The sequence below is a fragment of the Bradyrhizobium sp. USDA 4452 genome, from assembly GCF_054063575.1.
The window spans coordinates 2,587,776-2,613,193 of the sequence record NZ_JBSSGK010000001.1; the positions used below are offsets into that span (position 1 = coordinate 2,587,776).

The following is a 25,418-nucleotide window of genomic DNA, read 5'->3' on the forward strand; positions in this document are numbered from 1 at the left end:
ATATCGCCGGGCCGTAAGCTCGCGTCAGCTCTCGGAGGTCAATGCCGTGATGACCCTTCCCGAACTTGCGGCCGACGCGCTCGGCAAATTCCTCGGTGAATACATGCAGCGCCGGTTCGGCTCTTCGCAGACCCAGCTTGTCGAGATGGTGCCCTCGATCGCGCGGATCGCGATCGAATGCATCGGCAACAGCGACGCGCTCTACCACAATGTCGAGCACACCATGCTGGTGACCCTGGCTGGCCACGCCATCCTGCGCGGCCGCGCGCTGCACGCGCACATGAGCGCCGAGGATTATGCGCATGTCATCGTCGCCTGCCTCACCCATGACATCGGCTACGTGCGCGGACTGTTCGATGCCGACGACGAGAACGGCTATCTGGTCTCAGCCGACGGCCGCAAGGTGATCCTGCCGCGCGGCTCGTCGGATGCGGGGCTGATGTCCTATCACGTCGACCGCTCCAAGATGTTCGTGATGGAGCGGCTCAAGGGCGTCGCGCTGCTCGACAAGGAGCGCATCGTGCGCGCCATCGAGGGCACCCGCTTTCCGCAGAGCGCACCTGATGGCAATGAGGAGTTCGGCGAGGAAGCCATCCTGCTGCGCGCGGCCGACCTGATCGGCCAGCTCGGCGATCCCCATTACATCCGCAAGGCCAACGCGTTGTACCTCGAATTCGAGGAGGCCGGATTGAACCGCCAGCTCGGCTACGATTCGCCGGCCGATCTCGTCGACCTCTATCCGCGCTTCTACTGGGACAGCGTCGCGCCGCACGTGCAGAAAGCGATCCGCCACCTCAACATCACCTCGACCGGACGACAGTGGATCGCCAATCTCTACAGCAACGTATTTCGCGCCGAGCGCGACATCTCGTTGTCTGGACCGCAGAGATAGGCGGGCATCCGAGACACATGCAATACCTATCCCCGTCACCCTGAGGAGGCCGCACCGCGGCCGTCTCGAAGGGTCGACGGCCACCAGCCCGGCCGTCGACCCTTCGAGACGCGCTTCGCGCTCCTCAGGGTGACGGGGATAGTTCTGCATTCGACGTCGTGTCCTGCGGCGATGACACCGCATGCATGGCTCCAATCCGCTCTTTCGTCTTGTGGCGACTGCGGATTCGGGCACAACATCCGCCAGACAATGACCGCTTTGCCCGCACCCGCCACACCCCAGCGCCATCAGCCGCTGCACTGGCTCAATAACCAGCCCTATCTGCTGCTCAGCCTGACGTCGCTGTTCTGGGCTGCCAACATCGTGCTGGCGCGGCACGTCGGCAGCCATGTGCCGCCGGTCACGCTGACCACGATCCGCTGGCTCGGCGTGTTCCTGATCCTGCTGCCGTTCGCCTGGCCGCATTTGAAGGAGGACTGGCCGAAACTGCGCAGGGCGCTGCCTCTGATGCTGCTGTTGTCCGCGGTCGGTTTCGCGTTCAACAACGCGATCTCCTACTGGGCGATGCAATATACCGAGGCGCTGAACGCGCTCTTGATCCAGTCGGCCGGGCCGCTGTTCGTGGCGCTGTGGTCGCTGATCCTGTTCGGCGTGCGGCTGACGCCGGCGCAGCTTGCCGGCATCGCGATCTCGCTGGCGGGGATGCTGACCATCATCCTGCGCGGCGACTTCTCGGCGCTTGCCAGCATCAGTTTCAACCGCGGAGACATCATGTTCGGCGCCTCGCTCGTGTCGTTCGGGCTGTATTCGGCGCTGATCCCGCGGCGGCCGAAGATCCACCAGCTCTCGCTGATCTCGTTCACCACCTGCTGCGGCGCGCTGATGCTGCTGCCGGTGGCGATCTGGGAATTCGCCAACGGCGTGACGCTGAAGCTCGACGTTCTGACCTTTGCCACGCTGGGCTACACGCTGATCTTCCCGTCCACGCTCGCCTATCTGTTCTTCAACCGCGGCGTCGCGTTGATCGGGCCGAACCGCGCGGCGCCGTTCTTCCATCTGGTGCCGGTGTTCGGCTCGGCGATGGCGATCCTGCTGCTCGGCGAGACGCTCGCGCCGTTTCATCTGATCGGCTACGCGCTGGTGCTCGCCGGCGTCATCATCGCCTCTCGGCAGGGATCGGCGAAGCACTAGCCGAAGGCATGGCTAGCCAACCTTGCGCAGGCCGGCGGATTTGCGTGGCGAATGTGGCTTTGCCGCCAGCGTGTCCGTGATGAAGTCGATAAACCGCCTCACCTTGGCCGGCACGTGGCTACGCGAGGCGTAATAGACGTAGAGCGGAAAGCGCTCGTCGGGCCAATCCGGAAACAGCTCCACCAGCGCGCCGCTCCGCAGGTGATCGTCGATGCCGATATCGATCACCTGCGCGATGCCGAAGCCGGCCAGGCAAGCGCCGAGCTTGGTTCCTGAATCGGTCACGGTGAGCCGGCCGTGGACCGCGACCGGCACGACCTCGCCGCCGCGCCAAAACTCCCAATCGAACGGACGCCCGGTCGCCGCGTCGATGGCCTGGATGCACTGATGGTCGCGGCTCGCCAGCTCCCGCGGATCAAGCGGCCGGCCGTGTCGCTCCAGATAGATCGGCGAGGCCACGGTGAGCACCCGCGCCTCCAGCACGCGGCGCGCAATCAGCGCCGACGGCACCGGCTCGCCGAAGCGCACCGCCAGATCAAAACCGTCGCTGACCAGATCCGCGATCCGGTCGCGGGTCTCGATACGCAGCTCCATGCCCGGGTTCTGCAGCAGGAACTCGCTCAGCTTCGGCGAGAGCACCATGCGGGAGAACAGCGGGTCGACATTGACCCGCAGCCTGCCGCGGACCGCATCGCGCGATTTCGCGGTCTCCGCCGCCGCCTCGCCGATCCCGGCCAGATGCGCCGCAACCCGCTCATACAGCGCGCGTCCTTCCTCGGTGAGCTCGACGGCGCGGCTGGTGCGGTGGACCAGCCTGGCATCGAGGCGCGCCTCGAGCTTGGCGATCGCCTTGCTGACCCCGGATTGCGTCATGCCGAGCCGTTCGGCAGCGCGGCCAAAGCTGCGCGCATCCGCCAGCGCTGCGAGCACCACCAGGCCGCCGACCAGCCGACCGTCAACTTCGTCCATGCCGATGCCTCTCAGTCATCCAAGAGATGACCGTCCAGTCGTAGCACTCCGCCACCATATCGGCCACTGTCGGCGCAGATCACCGGTCTGGTCCGGTGAGTCCACCGCTACATCATCGCTTAAGGAGATTTTGCAATGAGCGACATCCAGGCCATCGCAGCCGCGATCGATGGATATTTCAACCTGATGTATGACGTCGACGACAGCCGGTTTCGTGACGTCTTCTCCGATGCCTGTATCGTGCACGGCATCCGGGACGGCAAGCACACGGTGCGGTCGGCCGCGGAATTCCGCGACTTCATCCGCAGCCGTCCCTCGCCGGCGTCGATGAAATCGCCGCGCGAGGAGGCCATCATCAGCATCGAACAGATCGCGTCCGATCTCGCCCTCGCCAAGGTGCGCGTCAGGGCCGGCCAGACCGGCTTCATCGACCACCTGGTGTTTCACAGGATCGACGGCAGGTGGCTCATTACCACCAAGGCGTTTCACGTCGCGCGGGTCTTTCCGGAAGGATCGTAGCGTCTCAACGGCCGGATTTCTGACTATCGGAATATGACGGTGAGTTGCCCGACGTGTCAAGTTACCTGAACGAGCGCGGCCGCCGCCGGCTACTGTGCATGGGGTTGTTTTCGATATTTTGGCCGCGCACCCCTGCGGCCGGCCCCGGAGTTGTGGGAGAAGCTGATCCCCTGCGCCCGGATCGGAGAAGCAGCAGGCGACTCAAAACGCGAATGCCCGAGCGAAAGCCCGGGCATTCGGATGACGTCGATCGATCGCCCAGGCGTTACGCCGCGCGGACCTTCTGCAGGAACTCGTCGACCGCGTTGCGCAGCATGCCCGACTGGGTGTCGAGCTCGCGCGCATTCGACAGCACGTCGCCGGCCGCGGTGCCGGTGGCGGCGGCCGCGGACGTGACGCCGCCGATATGGGCGGAAATCTCGCTCGAGCCGGCTGCGACCTGCTGAATGTTGCGCGCGATCTCGCGCGTCGCATCGCCTTGCTGGTCGATCGCGGTCGAGATCGAGGCAGTGATCTCGCTCATCTGCGCGATGGTCGCGGTGATGCCGCCGATCGAGGTCACCGCCTCGCCGGTGGAGGCCTGCATCGCGGCGACCTGCGCCGAGATCTCCTCGGTCGCCTTCGCGGTCTGGTTGGCCAGCGCCTTCACCTCGGAAGCGACCACCGCGAAGCCACGGCCGGATTCGCCGGCGCGCGCCGCCTCGATAGTGGCGTTGAGCGCGAGCAGATTGGTCTGGGCGGCGATCGAGTGGATCAGCTTGACCACCTCGCCGATCTTCTCGGCGCCGGTGGAGAGCGCCTGCACGGTGGCATTGGTGCGCTCGGCATCGGCCACCGCCCGGCTTGCGACCTCGCTGGAGCGCGCCACCTGGCGGGAGATCTCCGCAACCGAGCTGGAGAGCTCCTCGGCGGCGGCGGCGACGGTGCCGACATTGTTGGAGGCAGAGTCGGAAGCGGCACCCACGGTCGCGGCCCGGGCGCTGGCGTCGCTGGCGGTTGCGGTCATCGACTGCGCCGTGGTCTGCATGCCGGCGGCGGCGGAGGCGACCGTGCGGACGATGCCGTTCACGCTGCGCTCGAAGTCGCTGGCAAGGTCCTGCATCGCGCTGCGGCGCTCGGACGCGGCGCGCGCCTGGGTCTCGGCCTCGGCCTGCTCGAGGCCGCGGATACGGATCGCATTGTCCTTGAAGACCTGGACGGTTGCCGCCATCCCGCCGACCTCGTCGCCACGGCCTACGCCGGGAATGTCGCCGTCGAGCTTGCCATCCGCGATGTCGCGCATGCGGGCACCGAGCAGGTTCAGCGGCCGGGAAATGCTGCGCCCGATCAGCCAGGCGACCGAACTCGAGATGACGCCGATGCCGAGGATCGCAAGTCCGAGCAACCAGGCAATCGGACGCATCTTGGCGTCAATATCGTCGAGATAGGCGCCGGTGCCGAGATACATGTCGAAGCCTGGCACCGCGACCGCGTAACCAAGCTTTCGGATCGGCGTCTCCTGACCGGGCTTCACATATTCATAGAACAGCAGAATGTCGCCCTTGGCCTTCACGCCGTCCATCAGCTCCTGCGACAGCTTGCGGCCATTGGTCACGACGTCCATGCGGTTGGTTCCTACCTGCTTCGGATCGGGTGCCAGCACCGTGATGCCGTTGTAGTCCGTGCCGAACAGATAGCCCGAGCCGTTGTCGTAGGTCATGGCGTTGGCGCGCTTGCCGAACTCGGCGAGCGCAGCCTCCTTGGTCATCTTCCCGGCATCGACTTCTTTCTTCAGGCTCGCCGCCATGTTCTTCGCCATCTCGACGATGGCCTTGGCCTGGTCGATGCGAGCGTTCGTCATCTCACGCTGCATCAGCTGACCGGCGAGGATGCCGGCCGTGCACAGACCAAGGAGGGTCACCCCCACCAGAATGCCGAGCTTGGGGGTGATCTTCAGATTTGACAGCTTCACGGGGATCTCCAGAAGAGGCGGGAAACGCGACGCAATTGGCGGATTGATTCCGTTCACCGTAATGTGAGACCTTTTACCCGATGGTTACGGAGGTTCCCCGTAGAAGCCCGGAGAATCGGGCCGCGGACCAACCGGCAATTGTGGAGGCAACAGCACAGCTCGCGTAGAAGTATGGGAAGGCGGTGACGCAAGCCCCGCTCCGACAAGCAACAAGACCAAGAAACAAACCAGCAAGAATCAAGAACAGAAGACCTCACATCGGGAGCAGACAATGTCGAAATTCAGGGTAGTGACGCCGAAGGGCGCGAGCTTCACGGTCGCCGGCGGCGGCTACGACTATGAGCGCGAGGCGCTCGATCCAATCGGCGCCGAGATCGTCGAGGCGCCGGCCAACGAAGCCGAATTCATCGCCGCCGCACGCACCGCGGACGCGATCTACGCCAAGGGCATGCCGATCACCAAGGCGGTGATCGACGCGCTCGAGAACTGCAAGGTGATCACGCTCGGCAGCGTCGGCGTCGACTCGGTCGACGTCAAGGCCGCAACCGCCCGCGGCATCCCCGTCACCAACATCCCCGACACCTTCATCGAGGAGGTCGCCGACCACGCCATGATGCTGCTGCTCGCCGGCTTCCGCCGCCTGATCGAGCAGGACAAGATGGTGCGCTCAGGCCGCTGGGCCGAGGGCCGCCCGGCGCTCCTGAAGATTCCGCGGCTGATGGGCCAGACGCTCGGCTTCATCTCGTTCGGCCGCGTCGCCCGCGCGGTGGCCAAGCGCGCCGCGCCGTTCGGCCTCAGGATGATGGCCTACGATCCTTTCATCCAGGAAACGCTGATGTACGACCACGGCGTGATCCCGTCGACGCTGTCGGAGGTGCTGTCGCAGTCGGATTTCGTCTCGATGCACGCGCCTGCGCGGCCCGAGGTGCATCACATGCTGACCGAGAAGCATTTTCGTCAGATGAAGAGATCAGCCATCTTCATCAACACCGGGCGCGGCGCCACCGTCGATGAGGAAGCGCTGATCAAGGCGCTGCAAGAGGGCTGGATCGCCCACGCCGCGCTCGACGTGCTGGAGAAGGAACCGCCGTCACACAACAATCCGATGCTCGGGATGGACAATGTTACCTTGACCGCCCATGTCGCCTCGGCATCGGCACGTTTTGACGAGGCACGCAAGCGCCGCGTGGGCTACGAATTGTCACTAGTGCTGCAAGGCATGTGGCCGGTAAGCTGCGTCAACCCGTCGGTGCTGCAAAACACCGCGCTGCGCCGCTGGCAGCCCGTCAGCATGGATCGCGGTCCGAACAGCTAGGCGGGCGACGCGTTGCGCGCGAAGCCTCGCCTCGCTGGCAACGCGGGCCTCTCGCGCGGCGGGCGCACCGAGACGACAAGGCCCTTCACCGGCGGGCAACGCCGGGAAGGAAACAATAGAAGCAGGGAGTGCAAACGGCATGACGTACGAGGTCACGCGTCGCGACGCGCTGGCGCTGGGAGCTTCGGCGGCGGCACTGGCAATTACCGGCGCTTCGGCGCAGGAAGCGTCGAAGGTGAAGGCCGCCGACGTGGCGGCGCCGTCGCTGCCGATCGAAAAGGGCGCGGCCCTGCGCATGCTGCGGCCGGTGCGCTTCGTCCAGGCCGACGAGGACGTGTTCCGCGCCAACGTCAAGAAGTTCACCGACAAGACCGGCGTCGAGGTCAAGGTCGACTTCGTCGGCTGGGAGGACATCAACCAGCAGACCGCGGTGACCTCGAATTCCGGTGCCGGCCCCGATATCATCATCGGCTTCGGCGATGCGCCGCACATCTATATCGACAAGCTGATCGAGCTGACCGACGTCGCCGATTATCTCGGCAATCGGTACGGCGGCTGGCTGACGCTCGCGCAGCGCTACGGCATGCGCTCGAAATCGAAGAGCTGGATCGGCCTGCCGTTCGGCGCCTCCGGCGGCCCGCTGGTTTACCGCAAGTCGCTGGTCAATGCCGCCGGCTTCGACAAGGTGCCGGAGGACCACGCCGGCATTCTCGATCTCTGCAGGAAGCTGAAAGCTGCCGGCAAGCCGGCGGGCTTTGCGCTCGGCAACGCGGTCGGCGACGGCAACGGCTTCGCCAACTGGCTGCTGTGGTCGCACAACGCCGCGCTGCTGGATGAGGAGGGCAACATCATCGTCAACAGCAAGGAGACGATCGCCGCGCTGAAATATCTGAAGGAGCTCTATCCGACCTTCATCGCGGGCACGCCGTCCTGGAACGACGTCTCCAACAACCGCGCCTACTCGTCGCAGGAGATCGGCCTCACCGCGAACGGCGTCTCGCTGTACTTCTCGCTGAAGAACGATCCGGCCACCAAGGCGATCGCCGACGACACCCAGCATCAGTTGCTGCCCAAGGGGCTGGCATCGACCTCGCCGATGTCGGGCCTGACGCTGAATGCGATGGTGTTCAAGCACAGCCCCTATCCCAACGCGGCGAAGGCGTTCCTGCAATTCATGCTGGAGAAGGAGCAGTACGAGCCCTGGCTCAACGCCAATTCCGGCTACTGGTCGCAACCGCTCGCTGCCTACGTCGATGCTGCGGTGTGGTCGGGCGATCCCAAGGTCGCGATCTTCAGGAACACGATGAAGAGCCCCTACTACAACGGCTACAAGGGGCCGATCTCGACCGCGACCGGTGCCGTCACTGCCGATTATGTGCTGGTGCAGATGTGCGCCTCGGTCGCAACCGACGCCGCGACGCCGGAAGCTGCAGCCGCGGAAGCCGAGCAGCGCGCCAAGCGGTATTTCCGGCGGCAGAACCGGTAGCGGCGGTCATCGAAACTGTATCAACCGTCATTGCGAGCGAAGCGAAGCAATCCATAGCGCCACAGCGGAGGAATGGATTGCTTCGTCGCTTCAGCGCAAAATTGCTTCGCAATTTTGTCGCGAGCTCCTCGCAATGACCACAGCGGACGAGCATCGGATGTCTGTAACGACGCTACCTTCGCGAGGACACGCGCTCCGGCAACCGGGCTGGCTCGCACGCCTGTTCGACTACAAGCCGTTCCTGATCGTGATGTGCCTGGCGCCCGCGATCGGCCTGCTGCTGGTGTTCCTCACCTATCCGCTCGGCCTCGGCATCTGGCTCGCCTTCACCGACACCACGATCGGCCAGCGCGGCGTCTATATCGGGCTGGAGAACTTCCAGTATCTGCTCAAGGATCCCTTGTGGTGGAACGCGGTGTTCTACTCGATCTTCTACACCGCGGTCGCAACCTTCGGAAAATTCGCGCTCGGCTTCTGGCTGGCGCTGCTGCTCAACAACCATTTCCCGCTCAAGAGCCTGATCCGGGCCATCGTGCTGCTGCCATGGATCGTGCCGACAGTGCTCTCCGCGCTGGCGTTCTGGTGGATCTACGATCCGCAATTCTCGATCATCTCCTATCTGCTGGTCGAGGTGCTGCACCTGCGCGACAGCAATGTCGACTTTCTCGGCTCGCCCTGGCCGGCGCGGTTCTCGCTGATCGCGGCCAATATCTGGCGCGGCATCCCGTTCGTCGCGATCTCGCTGCTGGCCGGGCTGCAGACCATCTCGCCTTCGCTCTATGAAGCGGCGATGCTCGACGGCGCCACCTCCTGGCAGCGCTTTCGCTACATCACCTTCCCGATGATGATGCCGATCCTGGCGATCGTGATGACGTTCTCGATCATCTTCACCTTCACCGACTTCCAGCTGGTCTACGCCATCACCCGCGGCGGCCCGGTCAATTCGACCCATCTGCTCGCGACGCTGGCATTCCAGCGCGGCATCGCCGGCGGCGAGCTCGGCGAAGGTGCGGCGATCGCGGTCTCGATGATCCCGTTCCTGGTGTTCGCGACCTTGTTCAGCTATTTCGGCCTCGCGCGACGCAAATGGCAGCAGGGAGAAGCCAATGACTGACGTCGCAGCATCGAACGTCGCCCGCGCCGCACCGGACACGATGTCGTGGGACTCAGGCGCCCGGCGCGCAGTGATGATCTATCTGCCGCTCGCCTGCTTCGTCCTGATCCTGCTGTTCCCGTTCTACTGGATGGCGATCACCTCGTTCAAACCGAACGCGGAGCTCCTGAACTACAAGGAGCACAATCCGTTCTGGATCACCTCGCCGACGCTCGCGCATGTCAAGCATCTGTTGTTCGACACCTCGTATCCGCGCTGGCTGAAAACCACCATGCTGGTCGCGATCGGCTCGACTTTTCTGTCGCTGTTCGCCTCGACGCTGGCCGCCTACGCGATCGAGCGGCTGCGCTTCCGCGGCAGCCCCTATGTCGGGCTCGGCATCTATCTCGCCTATCTGGTGCCGCCGTCGATCCTGTTCATTCCACTCGCCACCGTGATCGTGCAGTTCGGCCTGTTCGATTCGCCGCTGGCGTTGATCCTGGTCTATCCGACCTTCCTGGTGCCGTTCTGCACCTGGCTGCTGATCGGCTATTTCAAGTCGATCCCCTATGAGCTCGAGGAATGCGCGCTGGTCGACGGCGCGACGCGGCTGCAGATCCTGTGGCGGATCACCTTGCCGCTGGCGGTGCCCGGCCTGATCTCGGCCGGCATCTTCTCCTTCACGCTGTCCTGGAACGAGTTCATCTACGCGCTCGCCTTCATCCAGAGCGGCGCCAACAAGACCGTGCCGGTCGCGATCCTGACCGAACTCGTCACCGGCGATGTCTACCAGTGGGGCGCGCTGATGGCGGGCTCCCTGCTCGGCTCGCTGCCGGTCGCGCTGTTCTATTCGCTATTCGTCGACTACTACGTGTCGTCGCTGACGGGGGCGGTGAAGGAGTAGCTGGGGCACAGCCCATCCTCGTCATTGCGATCGAAGCGAAGCAATCCATTGCACCGCATGTGCGGACCGATGGATTGCTTGGTCGCTTCGCTCCTTGTCATGACAGATGTGGCTAAGACTAAAGCGCGATGAGATTGGGTTGAATCGTCATCGCGCTTTAGCTTCTTGTTTGAGCATGGTCTTTTCGGAAAACCGCTTCACACTTTTCCGGATCATGCTCTAGCGCGGCACGAACGCCACCGGCACGCTGAAAGCCATCGAGCCCTGCGCGACCTCGGACGGAAACGCCGGAAACGGCTGAGCCTGGCGCACCATCGCCAGCGCCCGCGCGTCGAAGGTCGGATTGCCGGATGAGCCGCCAAGATGGCTCGACAGCACCTGCCCGCCGCGGCCGAGCGTAAACACCAGGCGGACCACGCCGCGTTGGCCGTTGCCGCCGGCCGGATAGGCATGGAAGCGCAAGAGATGCGCGCGGACGCGTGCGTTGTAGGCTGCGATCGCCGACGCCGCGGCGCCGGCGCTGATCGCGGATGCCGCCGGCGCCTGACGCTCGGCCCGGCTCGGCGCGCTGGTGCGTGGCGCCGGCGTCGCCTCTGACGGCCTCTTTGCTTCCCGGCGGACCACCTTCGGCTTGATAGGTTCGGGATTCCGCTCCGGAACCAGTTGCGCAGGCTCGGGCTTCGGCGGCGTGGCTTGCGGCTTCTGCTCCGGCGGCGCCGTCACCTCGGGCTTTTCCTGCAGTGGCGTCGGCGCGATCTCCTCCGGAACGGGCTGCGCGGCGGCAGGCTCCGGCGGCGTGGCGTCGGCCTCCTGCATCGCCAGGCCCGGCGGTAGCTCGGTCTCGGAAATCGTCGGCGCCGATGTGATCGGCGTCAGGTCGACCAGCACGGCGGGCACCGCCACACCGGGCGACGGCGCCGACACCCAGGTGATGCCGAGCGCGATCAGCGCCGCATGCGCGGCCAGGATCGCGGCCGCCGACAGGCCCCACCGCCGCAGCCCGGTATCGTCGCCCGCATCATGAAGCGCATACGCGTTCATCGGAACATGTCTTGTTGGCGCATGATCCTGCCGGAAAACCGGTATCCACTTTTCCGGATCATGCGCTAGCTGCGTCCGTCGAGGCCGACCAGCGCGATCTTGAGATAGCCGGCATTGCGCAGCAGGTTCATCACCTCCATCAGGTCGCCATAGCTGACCGCCTTGTCGGCGCGCAGGAAGATGCGCTCGTCCTTCTTGCCCTGCGTGGCGCCATCGAGCGCCGAGGTCAGCGCATCGCGCGCGATCAGATCCTCGCCGACCGCGACCGAAAGGTCTGATTTCACCGTGACGAACACCGGCTTGTCCGGCCGCGGCTGCGGCTCGGCGGTCGAGGCCGGCAGATCGACGCCGAGGTCGACGGTCGCAAGCGGCGCCGCCACCATGAAGATGATCAGCAGCACCAGCATCACGTCGATGAACGGCGTGACGTTGATCTCATGCGCTTCGGCCAGATCGTCGTCACCGCGACGCCGGCCACCGAATGCGCCGCCTGATCCGAGCTTCGCGCCCATTGGCTACTCCGCGGCGCGCGCCAGCCGGAACAGGCTGCGATCGCCCTCGCGGCTGACCAGCAGCATCACCATGACAGAGGCGTCGCCGAGCAGCGCTCGGTAGGCCGCGATCGAGCGGGTCAGATGATTGTAGATCACGACCGCCGGGATAGCAGCCACCAGGCCGAGCGCGGTCGCCAGCAGCGCCTCGGCGATGCCAGGCGCGACCACCGCAAGATTGGTGGTATGGGCCTCGGAGATACCGATGAAGGCGTTCATGATGCCCCACACCGTGCCGAACAGGCCGACGAACGGCGCCGTGGCGCCGATCGTGGCGAGCAGCCCGGTGCCGCGCGCGATCTGCCGCGACATCGCCGCCTCGACACGCTCGAGCCGCAGCGCGATGCGCTCCTTGAAGCCGTCGTCGAACATGCCGCCGGACAGCGCGGCCTCGCGCGACGCCGACTGCACGATCTGCGCGACGGCATCGCTGCCGTCGCGGCTAGCCTGCTCGACCTCGGCAAGCTGCGTGTCGCGCTCCAGCAGCCCGATCCGTTGCCGGGCGAGCGTGGTCTTGCGGCGGATCTCGACGGTCTTGGCGAGCCAGACCGTCCAGGTGACGAGCGAGGCGAAGGCGAGGCCGATCATGACAGCCTTGACGACGATGTCGGCGTTCTCGAACATGCCCCAGGGCGAGAGATTGCGCGGCAGCAGCGCGGCGTCGGCTGCGGCAAGGCTCGCGCCCGGCAGCATTGCGAACGTGGCCCCGGCCAACATCCCGATCCGTCGCCCAAGCCTGCGATGCGACATGGTCGCCTCCCGTCCTTCGTCGGTCTCAGCCCGCCTTCGGTGCGAGGCAGTCTGCCAGCGCGTGGAAACGTGCCAGCTGATCGCTGCGCAGCGCGCGCGTCTCGTCGCGGCCGACGAACACCTTGAACATGATGCCGCCGTCGAGATTGATGAAGGCGATGAAGGCCGACACCTTGCCCATGAAGGGCCGCTCGACGAACGCGATCGCCGCACAGCGCTCATGCCGGAGGTGGCCGTGCAGGCCCTTCGGCTGCATCAGGTTGAAATAGCCGCGGCCCACCTCGCCTTTCGGTATGGCGCCGGTGAACTCGAAGATCGCGTCATCGGTGTGCACGATCAGCATCACCTCGCCCCATTCCGCGATGTCGTGCATCGCGGCGGCGAACTCACCGGCACCGAACCGCACCATGTTGCCCGGCAGCGCCTCCAGCACCGCGCGCGGCGTCACGTTGCGCTCGCGCGCGACGTCCTCGATGACAGCGCCGGGATTGTCGGCCATGTAGGCCGTCAACCCGGCTGGCTCCGCGTTCTGCACGGCCGCCTCCGTCACGCCGGGCTCTTGGCGCGCTCGGTGATCAGCACCTCAAAGCCTTCGAATCGGGGATGGCCGAGATAGAGGCTGCCGCCGGTCTCGTTGCCGGCGCGAGAATGCGCGCGGCGGAACGCTTCGGACTTGGTCCAATCCTCGAATGCCGCCTTGCTGGCCCACACCGTGTGGGTCGCGTAGAGCGTATGATCCTCGGCCTCGGGGCCCTTCACGAGGTGAAACTCGATGAAGCCCGGCAGATCGCCGAGATAGGATTCGCGGGTCTTCCAGACCGTCTCGAACGCCTGCTCCTTGCCCCTGATCACCTGAAACCGGTTCATTGCGATGAACATGAAGCCTTCTCCTGTTTGACGGCGGATGCCTCGCATCCTGCCGGTTGATCTCGTTGATATCATGAATGCGCCAAGGAATGCGCCAAGGCCGCGCCGGGGGCACCAGCGCGGCCGGAGCAACCTGCATGGATTGATCGGCTCGTCGCGTTACGCTCCACCTAGGTGAATCCTGAGCCCGGCCTTGTAGACGGTGCCCGGACCGGGGCTCGAGAACAGCACGTCGTTTTGCGTCGTGCCGTCGCTTGAGGAACCCGGGATCGCATAGGGCCGATAGTACTGGTTCAAGAGATTGTCGACCGACGCCGTGAAGGTGATGTCCTTGGTGGCGTTCCAGGTCAGATAGAGATTGACCAGCTCGTAGCCGGTCGAGGGCAGATAGCCCGCCGGCGGGTCGTTGTTGGCACCGAACGAGGACCATTGCGCGGCGATGATCAGCGAGCGGTCGAGCAGGCGGACGCCGCCCGTCGTTGTCACCTTGCGCGGCGTGATGGTGGCGAGCCCGACATTGGTCGCGGTGTTCCGGCCGCGCATCAGATGGCCGGCGACGCCAACGAACCAGTCACCTGCATCATACATCGTCTCGAGCTCAAAGCCCTCGATGCGGGCGTGGGCGATATTCTGGTACTGGTAGAATTGGCTGAAGCGTCCGAACGGCGTCGTGGTCGGCGCCGACGCGACGAGGTCGATGTAGCCATCGACGTCGTTGTGGAACACGTTGATCTTGCCACGGAATGAATCATTCGCGGTGAAGATGCCGTCATACTTCAAATTGATGCCGGCTTCCTTGTTCTTGCCGACCTCGGGCCGCAGCGCCGCATTTGGCAGGAAGCAGAACAGGCCGCTGGTGCCGTCGGGGCAGTTGAACAGCGCCGGCCCGCCGCCGGTGGCATGGCCGCCCGCGATCAGCGTCTCGGTGATCGACGGCGCGCGATAGCCTTCGGCATAGCTGACATAGGGCGTGAAGCCGGTCACCGGCGTGACGCCGAGCGTGATCTTCGGCGACAGCCGATCGCCGCTGGTCGTGGTGTTGATCGAGCTGAGCTCGTAATGGTCGTAGCGGACCGCACTGACGAGTTCGAGCCAGCTCGAATAGTTCTGCTTCAACTGCACGAAGCCGCCGGACACCGTACGCTGGCCGCCGGGCGTCGTGATGTTGGAATTGCCGCGCGAGTCGAAGGTCTCGACATCGTCGCGGAAGGTGTCGAAGCCGTAGGTCACGGCGTTGCGCCAGTCGCCGAAGTTGAAGCGCGAGGTGTTGTTGACGTCGAGGCCGACGGTGTCGAGCGAATAGCCGCGCTTGTCGCCGACGCAGCCGGAGATGTTGTTGCCGGGATTGGCGAGCGTGCAGACGCCGCCGCCTGACGTGATACGGTTGTTGTAGGTCTTGACCTGGTCGTTATCGGTGCGGTTGCCGTAGACCGAGATGTTCCAGTCGAACAGCATGTCGTCGGGCTTCGAATATCGCCAGCTCAGCGTGCCCGTGTAATTCCTTGCATCGGAAGCGTAGACCGAGGAGCCTGCGATCGCTGCCAGCGGCGCCGCCGTGGTGGTCGGGCCGCGGTTTTGCTGGCCGATATTGTACTGGTAGTCCTGGAAGACACCGCCGATCTTGAACTCGTGACCTTCGGCCGGGCGGATCGTCACCTTCATCAGGCCGGCCGCGATATCGTTGCCGGTGTTGCCGATCTCGGTGCCTGCGCCGTCCTTGTAGTTGCTCTGGGTGCGATAGACGGCGCCGCCGAATACGTCGACGTTCGGATCGGCGCGCACGCCGCCGAACACCGAGCCCATGCCGCGGTCTTTGTTGGACCCGTAGGAACCCGACATGTCGACGCCCCAGCGTTCGCCGGGACGCACCACATCGTCGATGTCCTTGGTGCGGAACGAGACAACGCCGCCAATCGCGCCGGAGCCGTAGATATTCGCGGTCGGGCCGCGCACCACGTCGACGCCGCCGATCAATTCGGGATCGAGGAAGAACGAGCCGTTGGCGTTGTGGCCGGTGCGCTGATAGTTCTGCCGCGCGCCGTCGACCACGATGGCGACGCGGCCAAAATCCTGCAAACCGCGGATGTTGATCACGGTTGCCGGATCGTCGCCGCGTTCCTGGAACGAGACGCCGGGCACGTTATAGAAGATGTCGGATACCCGGTTCGGCTGCAGGCCCTGAATTTTCTCCAGCGTGACCGAGCTGACCGGCGCCAGCGCGTCGATCGCGCGCTCCTCGGTCTTGGACGCGACGGCCGTGATGGTGTCGAGCGATTGCACCGGCACCGCGCCGATCTGCGCGCGCGCATTCATCGCAGGCGCCGCCGCCTGCGGTTCGGCCGCGGGCTTCGGCTTCCGCTTGGCCTGCTTCGGCCGCTCGGACGCGGGGCGCGCCGCCGACGCATCGGCGGTTTGCGCAAAACCGCTTGCCGGCAGCGCTGCCGAAAATGAAAACACCGACGCACCTAAAATCAAGGCGCGCGAAACCCTAGCCCCGTCAGCCATTCTAGCCCCAGCCCGATCATCGCTCTTCTGGTTTGGCTGGCGTGCGCTCCACCGAGCGGCTTGCTGGCTACGTTGCGATGCAAGCCACAAGCTCGCATCGTGTGATGATTGGTTACGAGCCGGCAACAAAACGGTCAAGAACGCGGCGGCGCTGTTTACATCGATTGTAAAGTGCGGCCGTTGGAATGCGCCTTCGCCCGCTTATACAAGCAAGCATCATTTGAAGGTTTCGAAGGCGCAGCACCACGAGCATGTCGGCAACTTCCGGAGACAACACCGGCGCGGCGGGAAAGCCGGCCGTATCAGCGTCTGACGCCGCCAAAGCGCTCGTCATGCACGGCAATCGCCTCGACAGCCGCGAGCTGTTCTCGACCGAGCGCGAGATCATCATCGTGCATGGCGAAGAGCATTACCGCTTGCGGCTGACCTCGCAGAACAAGCTGATCCTGACCAAGTGACGGCCCCGATGACAATTTGTCGCACGCTCGCCCTGCTCGCACTCACCTGTCTGCTGCCGACGGGCGCAGCAATGGCCGAGGGCATCACCGTGCATGACGCGCGCGACCGCGACGTCGTGATCGACGATCCCACGCGGATCGTCTCGATCGGCGGCGCGATCACCGAGATCCTCTATGCGCTCGGCTTCGAGGACCGCATCGCCGGCGTCGATGCGACCAGCCTCTACCCGCCGTCCGCGCTGCGTGAGAAGCCCGACGTCGGCTACATGCGCCAGTTGTCGCCGGAGGGCGTACTCGGCCTGCATCCGTCGCTGGTGCTTGCGGTGCAGGGCTCCGGGCCGAAGGAGACTATGGACGTGCTGGAAGCGGCGAAAGTGCCGCTGGTGCTGGTGCCGGAGACGTTCTCGGAAGCCGGGCTGGTCGAGAAGATAAAGCTTGTCGGCCATGCCATGGGCGCCGATCCCCGCGCCGCTTGCCTCGCCACGGCGGTGGAGAGCGACCTCGCGCAACTGCGCGCGTTGCGCGCCAAGGTCACGAAACCGGTGCGCGTGATGTTCGTGATGTCGCTGTTGAACGGCCGGGCGCTGGCCGCGGGCCACAAGACCGCTGCCGACGAGATCATCCAGCTCGCGGGCGGCGTCAACGCGATCGATGGTTACGACGGCTACAAGCCGGTCAATGACGAGGCTATCGTGGCGGCGAAACCGGACGTCGTGCTGTCGATCGATCGCGGCAAGGACTCGCTGACGTCGGAGGCCGTGTTCGCGCATCCGGCCTTCGCGCTGACATCGGTCGCGGCCAACAAGGCCTTCATCTCGATGGATGGGCTCTATCTGCTCGGCTTCGGCCCGCGCACCGCGGCGGCGGCGCGCGACCTCTCGGTCAAGCTCTATCCGGCGCTGGCGCCGGAGGCCGCCAGCTTCAAGCCGGCGGCGCTGACCGCGAGCTGCCGGCAATGAGCGTGCTGGCCGAACGCCGCACGCGTGCGACCCAACGGCGCTCCGGCATGTCGCTGCGGCCGGCGGCGACACTCGTTTTGCTCTGCCTGATTGCGGCGCTCGCGGCAAGCGCGCTGGTCGCCCTGACGGTCGGGGCTGCCGGCATTCCATTGGCACGGCTGCCCGCCGCGCTCGGGCTATGGACCGACGGCATGGCCAACCCGCTGCTCGCGCGCGACCAGCTCGTGGTGTGGTCGATCCGGATCCCGCGGATCGCGGCTGCCGCGATGGTCGGCGGACTCCTTGCCCTATCGGGTACAATCATGCAGGGCCTGTTCCGCAACCCGCTCGCAGACCCCGCGCTGGTCGGCGTCTCCTCCGGCGGCGCGTTTGCCGCCGCAGTGGCGATCGTCTTCACCGACAGCCATCTCGGCGAGAGCCTGCGCTTCCTGCAGCATCAACTGCTGCCGATCGCGGCTTTCGCCGGTTCGCTGATCACGACCGTCGTGCTGTATGGCATCGCCAGCCGCGGCGGCCGGACCTCGATTGCGATCTTCCTGCTGGCCGGGCTCGCGATTGCCGCGATCGCCAATGCCGGCATCGGCGTCTTGGTCTTCGTCGCCGATGACCGCCAGCTCCGCGACATCACCTTCTGGATGCTGGGTTCGCTGAGCGGCGCGACCTGGAGCAAGCTCACGGCGCTGGCGCCGGTGCTGGCCATTGCTATGATCACCTGCCTCTGGATCGCTCGCGGGCTCGACGTGCTGGTGCTCGGCGAGGCCGAGGCGTTTCACAGCGGCGTCGATGTCGAACGGCTGAAGCGGATCTCGATCGTGCTGGTGTCGGCGATGACCGGCGTCGCGGTCTCGGTCTGCGGCGTGGTCGGTTTCGTCGGCATCGTGGTGCCGCATCTGCTGCGCCTGGTGATCGGCCCCTCGCATCGCCTGCTGCTGCCGGCGTCCGCATTGCTCGGCGCGATCCTGCTGGTCGGCGCTGACACGGTGGCGCGCACCATCGTGGCGCCCGCTGAGATGCCGATCGGCATCCTGACCGCCGCGATCGGCGCGCCGTTCTTCCTCGCCATGCTGCTGCGCCAGCGCGGACTGGTGTCGCTGTGAGCGCGCTGCTGGAGGCGCAGTCGGTATCGATGACGACCAGTGGCGCCATCCTGGTCGATGCGGTCTCGCTGCAGATCGGCGCCGGCGAGATGGTCGCGATCGTGGGCCCCAACGGCGCCGGCAAATCGACCTTGCTGCGGATGCTGTCGGGCGATCTCCGTCCGTCGCGCGGAACGATCCGGCTCAGGCAGCGCGACCTCAGCGCCTATGGTCCGCGCGAATTGGCGCAGCACCGTGCGATGCTGTCGCAGCACGTCAACGTCAGCTTCCCGTTCACGGTCGAGGAGATCGTCAGCATGGGCGCCGGCGAAAGCCCGCGCGCGGTGACGCGGGCGCTGGTCGCCGCCGCGCTGGACGAGGTCGCGCTGGCGCATTTCCGTTTCAGGCAGTTGCCGACGCTGTCCGGTGGCGAGCAGCAACGCGCGCATTTCGCCCGCGTGCTGGTGCAGCTCGCCTGCGGCGAGGCGCTGCATGGGCCGGGGCTGTTGTTGCTGGATGAGCCGACATCGAGCCTCGATCTGCGGCATCAGATCGACCTCGTCGAGACCGCCCGGCGGCGCGCCGCTCGCGGCACCGCCGTGATCGCGATCTTGCACGACCTCAATCTCGCGATGCGGTTCGCCGACCGCATCCTGCTGCTGCATCGCGGCCGCCTGGCCGTCGACGGCGACCGCGCCGCCGCGATGCAGGCCGATATGCTTCGCAAGGTATTCGAGATCGACGCCACGATCGGTCACACCGGGGGTGGCGTGCCGTTCCTGCTGCCGCAGACGATGCGGCCGACGGACAAGGCGACGTAACGCCGCAAGGCTTGTCCCGTCGCGACACCGCGGATTCACAAAACTGTCAGCCGGATGTAACAGGCGGCTCGGAGAACACCGCATCGTTTGTCCTTTGGGAGATCAACCATGCGCATGTCATTGCTCTGTTCCGTCGCCTCGATCCTGCTCGCCACGCCGGCGTTCGCGCAGAGCGAGGGCGAATTCCCGGCGACGCTGGCAGGACACGCCGTGATGCCGGCGGAGAGCTTCATCGACGCCCCCGCCGATGCCCCGAACGATTTGAAGACCTCGGGCAAGTACACCACAGGCAAGCGCGTCGATACGATCGCCACCGTGATGGGCAAGTCCTACGAGCGGCCGACCGGCGTGTCGCTGCCGTTCAAGGGCCAGCCGCTGCAGGGCCATTCCGGCATCAAGGCGATGCCCGACGGCTCGTTCTGGGTGATCACCGACAACGGCATGGGCGCGCGCTACAACTCGGCGGACTCGATGCTCTACCTGAACCGCTACAAGATGGATTGGGCCGGCGGCAAGATCGAACGCCAGGAGACCGTGTTCCTGCACGATCCCGACAAGAAGGTGCCGTTCCGCATCGTGCTTGAGGACACCGCCAAGCGCTACCTGACCGGCGCCGACTTCGACACCGAGGGCTTCCAGATCATCAACGACACCTTCTGGATCGGCGACGAATTCGGGCCCTATATCCTCAAGGCCGACAAGAGCGGCAAGATCCTCGCCGTGTTCGAGACGGTCGCCGACGGCAAGCCGGTGCGCTCGCCGGACCACTGGGCCGTGCAATCACCCGGCGCGCCCGGGGCCACCTACACCAACGTCAATCTGCGCCGCTCCAAGGGTTTTGAGGGCTTTGCGTCCTCCAAGGACGGCAAATTCCTCTACGGCCTGCTCGAAGGGCCGCTGTGGGATGCCGACAAGAAGGACTGGGAGAAGATCGACGGCAAGGAAGCCTCGCGCATCCTCGAATTCGACGTCGCGGCGGAGAAGTTCACCGGGCGCTATTGGCAGTATGTATTCGAGCAGAACGGCAATGCGATCGGCGACTTCAACATGATCGATCCGGTCCAGGGCCTCGTGATCGAGCGCGACAATGGCGAGGGCACCGCCGACAAGGCCTGCCCGCAAGGCCAGCGCGGCGAGAACTGCTTCCCTGATCTCGCCAAGTTCAAGCGGGTCTACAAGATCGAGCTGTCGGACGCCAATGTCGGCAAGCCGGTGCGCAAGATCGCCTATATCGATCTTATGAAGATCCGCGATCCCAACAGGAAGGCGCGCAAGCCGCTCAACGACGGTGTCTACACGTTCCCGTTCTTCACCATCGAGAACGTCGACCGCGTCGACGAGACCCACATCATCGTCGGTAACGACAACAACCTGCCGTTCTCCTCGAGCCGCGATCCGAACAAGGCCGATGACGACGAGTTCGTGCTGCTCGAAGTCGGCGACTTCCTGAGGGCGAAGTGACGGCGCGTTCGCCGCAAACACGGTGTCATCGCCCGGCCTCGACCGGGCGATCCAGTATTCCAGAGGCAGTTGTCGTTCCCGCGAAAGGCCGCGGCGTACTGGATGCCCCGCTCAAGGCAGGGCATGACAGCGAACTTACGGGAGTTGGTCCCGTCTCCTCGACGCCGGCCAGCGCGACGAGCAGATCAAGCATAATCGAAAAGTTGTTTGACGATTACACTTCTAGCAACGCGCTAGATGATGATAGCCTCGGCGGATACTTGAATCGCTTGGGGCAAATCATGAGAGAAAAATCCAGCCTGACCTACATCGAGGCGTTCATTGCCGCGGGCTTCGTTGCGTATCTGGGCTGGGACCAGAGCTGGGGACTTCCGCCGGGATTGGTCGCCTTGTTTCTCGGCGTGATCGTCTATTTTGCCTACCTCGCGTTGATGCGACGGTTGGTGAGATTTCATCAAAACAGTTATGAGGTCGTGGCAACGATTTTGGCCGCGGCGTGGGGCGTGTTGGCTTATCTGGTCACCAGCGCGCTGCAGGCTGGATTTGCCAACCAGATACCCGCCTCCCTGCTGATGCATCTATGGCCCTTGATCGCGACGGTCGCCGCTTTCATCGGCGCACTCGCCAGCAAGGTGCGGTTCATGGACGATGTTCGCGACTATGTCGCCAGCCGCCGCGCACGCTGGGACAACCAGCAATGGCTGGAGGAGGACGCCGGCTTCTAGCCCGCGCCCTCCCGCCAAGCGTCACTCCTCGTGCACCCGATGCAGATCAGCCCGCCGGCACCATCACGACGCCCTTGTCCTTGGGCCAGCGCATCCGCCAGGCGAAATTGATGTCACGGACCTCGCCGGGCTTGGCCTCGAACGCCCATTCCAGCACACCGCGCTTGTCGCGCAGATTGGTCGTCGTCGCAGGCGTCGACGACGACAACATCTCGACCACGATATCGTCGTTCTCGCTGACCGGGAGCTGGTCCTGGATCGCGACCTTGATCGGGAAATCGTGGCCGTTGCGTACCGTGGTCTTGAACGCACGCTCGTCGGTCTTCGACGTGGTCACGATCAGGCCGGCGGAGCCCTCATTGCGCTTCACCACCGTGCGCTCGATCTTGACCTTGTCGTCGGCGCCGAAGCCGAGCCGCACGGTCTCGTCCTTGGCGGCGGTCGCCATCCGGCTGCGGCCGACAAAGATGCCGTCACGATAGATCGAGACCTGCCCCGGCAATAGCGGCGCTTCGTCGGACTGCACGAAGCTCGCCTCCAGGAACGCTGTCGGATCAATCGCCGGCACGGCGCGGATTGCGAGATCGGGGGCGATCGTCACTGTGGAGATGCGCTGGCTCTTGGCGCCCTCATTGGCGGAGACGCTGACGCGGCCGGGAATCTTGAAGGTGGCCTGGAAGGCACCGACGTCGGCGGTGGCTTCCTGTTCCGCTATGAGCGCCCCTGCACCAAGGCGGAATTCCCTGAGTGCGTCGGCCGCTGGTGCGGGCGCCAAAGCCGCGCGCTGTTGCACGCTGTCCAGCACCTTGCCAGCGGCCGCCACCGGCCGCGGCTGCGGATACTGCACGATCAGCGAATGGAGATCGGGCGCGCTGCCGCCGCGGGCGACGCGCACGGTGGAGACGGCGAGCGCAACGTTCGACCAGTCTTCGCCGGTCGACTGGGTGATCTCGGCGCGGCGCACCAGCTCGATCGCCGGCTTGCGATCCTTGGCGCCGGTATCGAGGCGGGCGTCGTAAAGCGGCATCCAGCGGGCGTTGCGTACCGCATAGGTCACCCGCAATGTCGCACGAGTCGCGGCGGCGGAGGCCAACTCGATCCGCACCTCGAGCTTGCTCGGCGGCTTGGCGGCGCGATCGGCTTCGAGGCGCGCGATCTCGCGATCGATGTCGCGCTGCTTGCGCGCGGCGTCGCGGATCGCGGTGGCGGCGGTCGCGACTTCGTCGCCGACTGCGGAGAACGCGGCGCGCCACTCGCTGACCGGACGCGCCTCGCCCTTCTCGCCGATCCCGACCGGCGAAGCCTCGGCGAAATGCTCGGCGAATTTCCGCCGCGCCTCGGCCGAGGCGATGATCCCCTGCAGATCCTCGCGCTGATCCCGCAGCGCCTCGATCCGCCTGTCGATCTCGGGCAGGTTCGCCGGCTCCACCGGGCGCGGCGGCCGTGCGTCGATCGCGCCGATCGTCAGCCTGCCGCCCGCCTCGCCCTCGACGCGGAGCGAGGATGGATCGAGGCCCATCGGGAAATCCTTCGCGACCAGCGTGTTGTCGCCGGCGGGCAGGTCCAGCGTGATGAGGCGGGTGACGCTCGCGCCATCGGGATAGACGGTGACGGCGTCAACCTGCGACGCCGCGTCGAGATTGGCCGCATGCAGCGGCCCGGCAACCAGCGCACCCGCCAGCACCAGGCTGGTGGTCACAAGACAATTCGTAATCTTTCGCATCACATCCCTCCGGGAAACATCGCATCGCGCGAGACCGACGGCACGCCCGGCTCAAAGGCGGCCGTTTCTCGTGGTGAGACGCAGCGAGGAAGCGACTGGTTCGATTGAGGTTTCGGTGCGGCGCGACGATGGCGCCCTCGCGGCTGCCATGTGGCGCAGCCGCGTCCTTCGGGTTTAGCGATCCGCCTTGCGTCGGATGAACAGGTAATTCGGCACGAAGCCGGCAATGGTGATGGCGATCATGATCCACCAGCCGCGATGAAACGCCGCGATCCGCTCGGTCATCGAGACCGGCGTTGCCAGGATCGCGACGAAGATCGCGACGCCGATCGCGAGCGCCGCCTGCCGGATCATGTTGATGACCCCGGAGCCGGTCGCAAACGACGATGGTGGCAGCGAACCCGCGCCGACGCCCATCAGGGTCGGAAAGGTCAGCCCGACGCCGATGCCAGTGAACATCATGCCGACCACAAAGGCAGGCATGTTTGGCTCAATTCCAAGCCACGTCGCCCAGATCGTGAGGCCGCCCGCGAACGACGCGATCCCGGCGGACACGACGGCGGCGGCGCCAAATCGTGCGATCAGGCGGCGGGCAAACAACAACGAAGTGAACGGGACAAGCAGCGGACCCGGCGCGATCGCAAGGCCGGTCTTCAGCGCCGACCAGCCCCACACCGTTTGCTCCCACAACGCCACCGACAGCAGCATCGCGCCGAAAGCCGCCGAGTATGGCGCCATGACGAACGTCGCCCCGGTGAACGGCCGCACCTTGAACAAGGCAGGATCGACGAAGGGATTCTTCGAGTTGAGGCAGTGCCACGTAAAGGCCGCGAGCGAGACAACCGCGATGGCAAAGCCAAGCACGACACTGCGCGAACCCCATCCCCAGTCATTGGCCTTCACGATCGCAAGGGTCAGCGCGCCGATGCCGCAGGTGACCAGCAGCGCCGCCCATGAACTCGGGCGCGGCACCTCGTGACCGGGCACTTCCGGCAATTTCAGCCAGCCGACGATGAGCGCGACCAAACCGATCGGGACATTGACGATGAAGATCCAGCGCCAGTCGAAGGTGACGAGCACGCCGCCCGCCAGCGGCCCGAGCGCGGCGGCAAGGCCGCCGACCGCCGTCCAGGTGCGCACCGCCCCGGCGCGCTGGTCGGGCGGAAACGACGCCAGCAGCAGGCCGATCGAGGTCGGGGTCATCAATGCCGCACCGGCGGCCTGCGCGATGCGGGCGGCGACCAGCAATTCGACGTTGGGCGCAAGCGCGCAGGCCGCCGACGCGGCCGTGAACAGCGCGACGCCGAGCAGGAAACTCAGATTGCGGCTATGGCGTTCGGCGAGTCGACCGAAGAAAACCAGCAGCGCCGCATAGACGATCGCATAGCCATTGAGGATCCAGGACAAATCCTCGAGCGAGGCGCCGCGGAATTCCTGCGCGATGTTCGGCAGCCCGACATTGACGATGAACAGGTCGAGGTTTGCGAGGCAGATGCCCACCGATACGATCGCAAGCACCTGACGCGGCGTTGCGGCGCGGGATCGCGGCCGGGCAGCAGTCCCGACAGCCAACCCGATGGTCTCCGCCTCTACCTTCGACATCACGCCCTCCAAGTACCTGCATATGCATCTATTGCCAATAGGTGCACATGCATGTATCTGTCAAGCCTCGTTTGGAGGCAGCGATGGTGAAAACGGAACCCGGCCGGTGCAATCTCACGGCGTTGCGCAAGGCGGCGCGGCGCGTGTCGCAGCTCTACGATCAGGTCCTTGCGACATCCGGGCTGCGCGGTACGCAGCGTGCCATTCTGGTCCACATCAGACGTTCGGGCGCGCCGACGATGGGTGAGTTGGCCGCAGCCCTGGTGCTCGACCGCACCGCGCTCAACCACAATCTCAAGCCGCTGGAGCGCGACGGCCTCTTGACCATCACCGTCGACAAGAATGACCGCCGCAGCCCGCCTGGTGCGGCTGACCAAACGCGGCGAAGCCCGGCTGGACGAGTCGCAGGCCGCCTGGCGTGGGGCGCAGGAGCGCTTCGAGACCGCCTTCGGCGCGAAGCAGGCCGCGGATCTCAGGCAGACGCTCGAACGGATCGCCGCGCTCGAGTTCGGCGAACGCGCGGCGGATTTGCCGGCGTAAGAACCGACTTCAAATAAAA

The 25,418-nt window shown here is 65.4% G+C and carries 24 protein-coding genes and 1 pseudogene; 15 read left to right on the forward strand and 10 right to left on the reverse strand.

The window, feature by feature from the left end; genetic code table 11:
* Positions 1–46 precede the first annotated feature (46 nt).
* Together ACVISU_RS12355 and ACVISU_RS12360 are read left to right on the forward strand one after the other, a co-directional pair.
* The gene (locus ACVISU_RS12355) at positions 47–892 is read left to right on the forward strand and encodes a metal-dependent phosphohydrolase (RefSeq protein WP_456707119.1); all 846 of its coding nucleotides are present in this window, start codon (positions 47–49) and stop codon (positions 890–892) included.
* A gap of 249 nt (positions 893–1,141) precedes the next feature.
* Positions 1,142–2,083 (forward strand): DMT family transporter, encoded by a 942-nt coding sequence (locus ACVISU_RS12360; protein WP_456707120.1) that lies wholly within the window; start codon positions 1,142–1,144, stop codon positions 2,081–2,083.
* Positions 2,084–2,095: 12 nt separating this feature from the next.
* Here ACVISU_RS12360 and ACVISU_RS12365 read toward each other — a convergent pair whose 3' ends face one another.
* A complete protein-coding gene (locus ACVISU_RS12365) occupies positions 2,096–3,052 on the reverse strand; it encodes a LysR family transcriptional regulator (RefSeq protein ID WP_456707121.1) in 957 nt (318 codons plus the stop codon).
* Positions 3,053–3,187: 135 nt separating this feature from the next.
* On the opposite strand from ACVISU_RS12365, the gene ACVISU_RS12370 reads away from it, so the two are divergent.
* Positions 3,188–3,571 (forward strand): nuclear transport factor 2 family protein, encoded by a 384-nt coding sequence (locus tag ACVISU_RS12370; RefSeq protein WP_456707122.1) that lies wholly within the window; start codon positions 3,188–3,190, stop codon positions 3,569–3,571.
* Positions 3,572–3,836: 265 nt separating this feature from the next.
* Here the strand turns inward: ACVISU_RS12370 and ACVISU_RS12375 are convergent, their stop codons facing one another.
* A complete protein-coding gene (locus ACVISU_RS12375) occupies positions 3,837–5,522 on the reverse strand; it encodes a methyl-accepting chemotaxis protein (RefSeq protein ID WP_050403263.1) in 1,686 nt (561 codons plus the stop codon).
* Between the two features lie 271 nt (positions 5,523–5,793).
* Here ACVISU_RS12375 and ACVISU_RS12380 point away from each other — a divergent pair, with 271 nt between their 5' ends.
* The 4 genes from ACVISU_RS12380 to ACVISU_RS12395 all read left to right on the forward strand — a co-directional run bounded on the left by ACVISU_RS12380 (position 5,794) and on the right by ACVISU_RS12395 (position 10,320).
* Positions 5,794–6,837, forward strand: a complete 1,044-nt coding sequence (locus ACVISU_RS12380) for a C-terminal binding protein (RefSeq protein WP_456707123.1) — start codon at positions 5,794–5,796, stop codon at positions 6,835–6,837.
* A 139-nt stretch (positions 6,838–6,976) separates the two neighbouring features.
* Positions 6,977–8,323, forward strand: coding sequence for an ABC transporter substrate-binding protein (locus ACVISU_RS12385; RefSeq protein WP_456707124.1), 1,347 nt, complete (start codon positions 6,977–6,979; stop codon positions 8,321–8,323).
* Positions 8,324–8,480: 157 nt separating this feature from the next.
* On the forward strand, positions 8,481–9,437 hold the full coding sequence (locus ACVISU_RS12390; RefSeq protein ID WP_050403286.1) for a carbohydrate ABC transporter permease: 957 nt from the start codon (positions 8,481–8,483) through the stop codon (positions 9,435–9,437).
* Positions 9,438–9,477: 40 nt separating this feature from the next.
* The gene (locus ACVISU_RS12395; RefSeq protein ID WP_456710814.1) at positions 9,478–10,320 is read left to right on the forward strand and encodes a carbohydrate ABC transporter permease; all 843 of its coding nucleotides are present in this window, start codon (positions 9,478–9,480) and stop codon (positions 10,318–10,320) included.
* A 219-nt stretch (positions 10,321–10,539) separates the two neighbouring features.
* Here ACVISU_RS12395 and ACVISU_RS12400 read toward each other — a convergent pair whose 3' ends face one another.
* From ACVISU_RS12400 to ACVISU_RS12425, 6 genes are all read right to left on the reverse strand, one after another.
* Positions 10,540–11,361 (reverse strand): TonB family protein, encoded by an 822-nt coding sequence (locus ACVISU_RS12400; protein WP_456707125.1) that lies wholly within the window; start codon positions 11,359–11,361, stop codon positions 10,540–10,542.
* 65 nt (positions 11,362–11,426) lie between these two features.
* Positions 11,427–11,873 (reverse strand): TonB system transport protein ExbD, encoded by a 447-nt coding sequence (exbD, locus tag ACVISU_RS12405; protein WP_050403258.1) that lies wholly within the window; start codon positions 11,871–11,873, stop codon positions 11,427–11,429.
* Positions 11,874–11,876: 3 nt separating this feature from the next.
* Positions 11,877–12,629, reverse strand: a complete 753-nt coding sequence (exbB, locus tag ACVISU_RS12410; protein WP_456710815.1) for a tonB-system energizer ExbB — start codon at positions 12,627–12,629, stop codon at positions 11,877–11,879.
* Positions 12,630–12,687: 58 nt separating this feature from the next.
* Positions 12,688–13,161, reverse strand: coding sequence for a heme utilization cystosolic carrier protein HutX (gene hutX / locus ACVISU_RS12415; RefSeq protein WP_456710816.1), 474 nt, complete (start codon positions 13,159–13,161; stop codon positions 12,688–12,690).
* Positions 13,162–13,208: 47 nt separating this feature from the next.
* Complete coding sequence (locus ACVISU_RS12420; protein WP_050403256.1) at positions 13,209–13,541, reverse strand: antibiotic biosynthesis monooxygenase family protein; 333 nt, start codon at positions 13,539–13,541, stop codon at positions 13,209–13,211.
* 147 nt (positions 13,542–13,688) lie between these two features.
* Complete coding sequence (locus tag ACVISU_RS12425) at positions 13,689–16,034, reverse strand: TonB-dependent hemoglobin/transferrin/lactoferrin family receptor (protein ID WP_456707126.1); 2,346 nt, start codon at positions 16,032–16,034, stop codon at positions 13,689–13,691.
* A gap of 251 nt (positions 16,035–16,285) precedes the next feature.
* Between ACVISU_RS12425 and hemP the strand changes: the two genes are divergently transcribed.
* The 6 genes from hemP (at position 16,286) to ACVISU_RS12455 (ending at position 21,534) form a co-directional block, all read left to right on the forward strand.
* Positions 16,286–16,492, forward strand: coding sequence for a hemin uptake protein HemP (hemP, locus tag ACVISU_RS12430; RefSeq protein ID WP_050403255.1), 207 nt, complete (start codon positions 16,286–16,288; stop codon positions 16,490–16,492).
* An 8-nt stretch (positions 16,493–16,500) separates the two neighbouring features.
* Positions 16,501–17,451: a heme/hemin ABC transporter substrate-binding protein gene (locus ACVISU_RS12435; protein ID WP_456707127.1), complete on the forward strand. Its 951-nt coding sequence runs from the start codon at positions 16,501–16,503 to the stop codon at positions 17,449–17,451.
* Entirely contained in the window at positions 17,448–18,548 is a 1,101-nt protein-coding gene (locus ACVISU_RS12440; RefSeq protein ID WP_456707128.1) for a FecCD family ABC transporter permease, read from the forward strand. Before ACVISU_RS12435 ends, ACVISU_RS12440 begins: the two co-directional genes overlap by 4 nt.
* Positions 18,545–19,348: a heme ABC transporter ATP-binding protein gene (locus tag ACVISU_RS12445; RefSeq protein ID WP_456707129.1), complete on the forward strand. Its 804-nt coding sequence runs from the start codon at positions 18,545–18,547 to the stop codon at positions 19,346–19,348. The genes ACVISU_RS12440 and ACVISU_RS12445 overlap by 4 nt, the downstream gene beginning before the upstream one ends.
* Before the next feature lie 108 nt (positions 19,349–19,456).
* Positions 19,457–20,809: an esterase-like activity of phytase family protein gene (locus tag ACVISU_RS12450; RefSeq protein ID WP_456707130.1), complete on the forward strand. Its 1,353-nt coding sequence runs from the start codon at positions 19,457–19,459 to the stop codon at positions 20,807–20,809.
* Positions 20,806–21,534, forward strand: a complete 729-nt coding sequence (locus ACVISU_RS12455) for a threonine/serine exporter family protein (RefSeq protein WP_157113582.1) — start codon at positions 20,806–20,808, stop codon at positions 21,532–21,534. Before ACVISU_RS12450 ends, ACVISU_RS12455 begins: the two co-directional genes overlap by 4 nt.
* A gap of 46 nt (positions 21,535–21,580) precedes the next feature.
* Here the strand turns inward: ACVISU_RS12455 and ACVISU_RS12460 are convergent, their stop codons facing one another.
* Positions 21,581–23,257 carry a mucoidy inhibitor MuiA family protein gene (locus ACVISU_RS12460; RefSeq protein WP_456707131.1) on the reverse strand — a complete coding sequence of 559 codons (1,677 nt, stop codon included), beginning with the start codon at positions 23,255–23,257 and terminating at the stop codon, positions 21,581–21,583.
* Positions 23,258–23,431: 174 nt separating this feature from the next.
* A complete protein-coding gene (locus ACVISU_RS12465) occupies positions 23,432–24,859 on the reverse strand; it encodes an MFS transporter (RefSeq protein WP_456707132.1) in 1,428 nt (475 codons plus the stop codon).
* A gap of 83 nt (positions 24,860–24,942) precedes the next feature.
* Between ACVISU_RS12465 and ACVISU_RS12470 the strand changes: the two are divergent.
* Positions 24,943–25,155, forward strand: a pseudogene (locus ACVISU_RS12470) (MarR family transcriptional regulator); the annotation flags it as partial.
* 46 nt (positions 25,156–25,201) lie between these two features.
* Positions 25,202–25,399, forward strand: a complete 198-nt coding sequence (locus tag ACVISU_RS12475) for a hypothetical protein (RefSeq protein WP_456711003.1) — start codon at positions 25,202–25,204, stop codon at positions 25,397–25,399.
* Positions 25,400–25,418: the final 19 nt, after the last annotated feature.

What these genes read in the sequence shown, in the direction of transcription:
- ACVISU_RS12360 (WP_456707120.1), top strand. Translation starts at nt 1,142, where the DNA reads ATGACCGCTTTGCCCGCACCCGCCACACCCCAGCGCCATCAGCCGCTG.
- ACVISU_RS12365 (WP_456707121.1), bottom strand. Translation starts at nt 3,052, where the DNA reads ATGGACGAAGTTGACGGTCGGCTGGTCGGCGGCCTGGTGGTGCTCGCA.
- ACVISU_RS12370 (WP_456707122.1), top strand. Translation starts at nt 3,188, where the DNA reads ATGAGCGACATCCAGGCCATCGCAGCCGCGATCGATGGATATTTCAAC.
- ACVISU_RS12380 (WP_456707123.1), top strand. Translation starts at nt 5,794, where the DNA reads ATGTCGAAATTCAGGGTAGTGACGCCGAAGGGCGCGAGCTTCACGGTC.
- ACVISU_RS12385 (WP_456707124.1), top strand. Translation starts at nt 6,977, where the DNA reads ATGACGTACGAGGTCACGCGTCGCGACGCGCTGGCGCTGGGAGCTTCG.
- ACVISU_RS12390 (WP_050403286.1), top strand. Translation starts at nt 8,481, where the DNA reads ATGTCTGTAACGACGCTACCTTCGCGAGGACACGCGCTCCGGCAACCG.
- ACVISU_RS12395 (WP_456710814.1), top strand. Translation starts at nt 9,478, where the DNA reads ATGTCGTGGGACTCAGGCGCCCGGCGCGCAGTGATGATCTATCTGCCG.
- ACVISU_RS12400 (WP_456707125.1), bottom strand. Translation starts at nt 11,361, where the DNA reads ATGAACGCGTATGCGCTTCATGATGCGGGCGACGATACCGGGCTGCGG.
- exbD (WP_050403258.1), bottom strand. Translation starts at nt 11,873, where the DNA reads ATGGGCGCGAAGCTCGGATCAGGCGGCGCATTCGGTGGCCGGCGTCGC.
- exbB (WP_456710815.1), bottom strand. Translation starts at nt 12,629, where the DNA reads ATGTTGGCCGGGGCCACGTTCGCAATGCTGCCGGGCGCGAGCCTTGCC.
- hutX (WP_456710816.1), bottom strand. Translation starts at nt 13,161, where the DNA reads ATGGCCGACAATCCCGGCGCTGTCATCGAGGACGTCGCGCGCGAGCGC.
- ACVISU_RS12420 (WP_050403256.1), bottom strand. Translation starts at nt 13,541, where the DNA reads ATGTTCATCGCAATGAACCGGTTTCAGGTGATCAGGGGCAAGGAGCAG.
- ACVISU_RS12425 (WP_456707126.1), bottom strand. Translation starts at nt 16,034, where the DNA reads ATGGCTGACGGGGCTAGGGTTTCGCGCGCCTTGATTTTAGGTGCGTCG.
- hemP (WP_050403255.1), top strand. Translation starts at nt 16,286, where the DNA reads ATGTCGGCAACTTCCGGAGACAACACCGGCGCGGCGGGAAAGCCGGCC.
- ACVISU_RS12435 (WP_456707127.1), top strand. Translation starts at nt 16,501, where the DNA reads ATGACAATTTGTCGCACGCTCGCCCTGCTCGCACTCACCTGTCTGCTG.
- ACVISU_RS12440 (WP_456707128.1), top strand. Translation starts at nt 17,448, where the DNA reads ATGAGCGTGCTGGCCGAACGCCGCACGCGTGCGACCCAACGGCGCTCC.
- ACVISU_RS12450 (WP_456707130.1), top strand. Translation starts at nt 19,457, where the DNA reads ATGCGCATGTCATTGCTCTGTTCCGTCGCCTCGATCCTGCTCGCCACG.
- ACVISU_RS12460 (WP_456707131.1), bottom strand. Translation starts at nt 23,257, where the DNA reads ATGCGAAAGATTACGAATTGTCTTGTGACCACCAGCCTGGTGCTGGCG.
- ACVISU_RS12465 (WP_456707132.1), bottom strand. Translation starts at nt 24,859, where the DNA reads ATGTCGAAGGTAGAGGCGGAGACCATCGGGTTGGCTGTCGGGACTGCT.
- ACVISU_RS12475 (WP_456711003.1), top strand. Translation starts at nt 25,202, where the DNA reads ATGACCGCCGCAGCCCGCCTGGTGCGGCTGACCAAACGCGGCGAAGCC.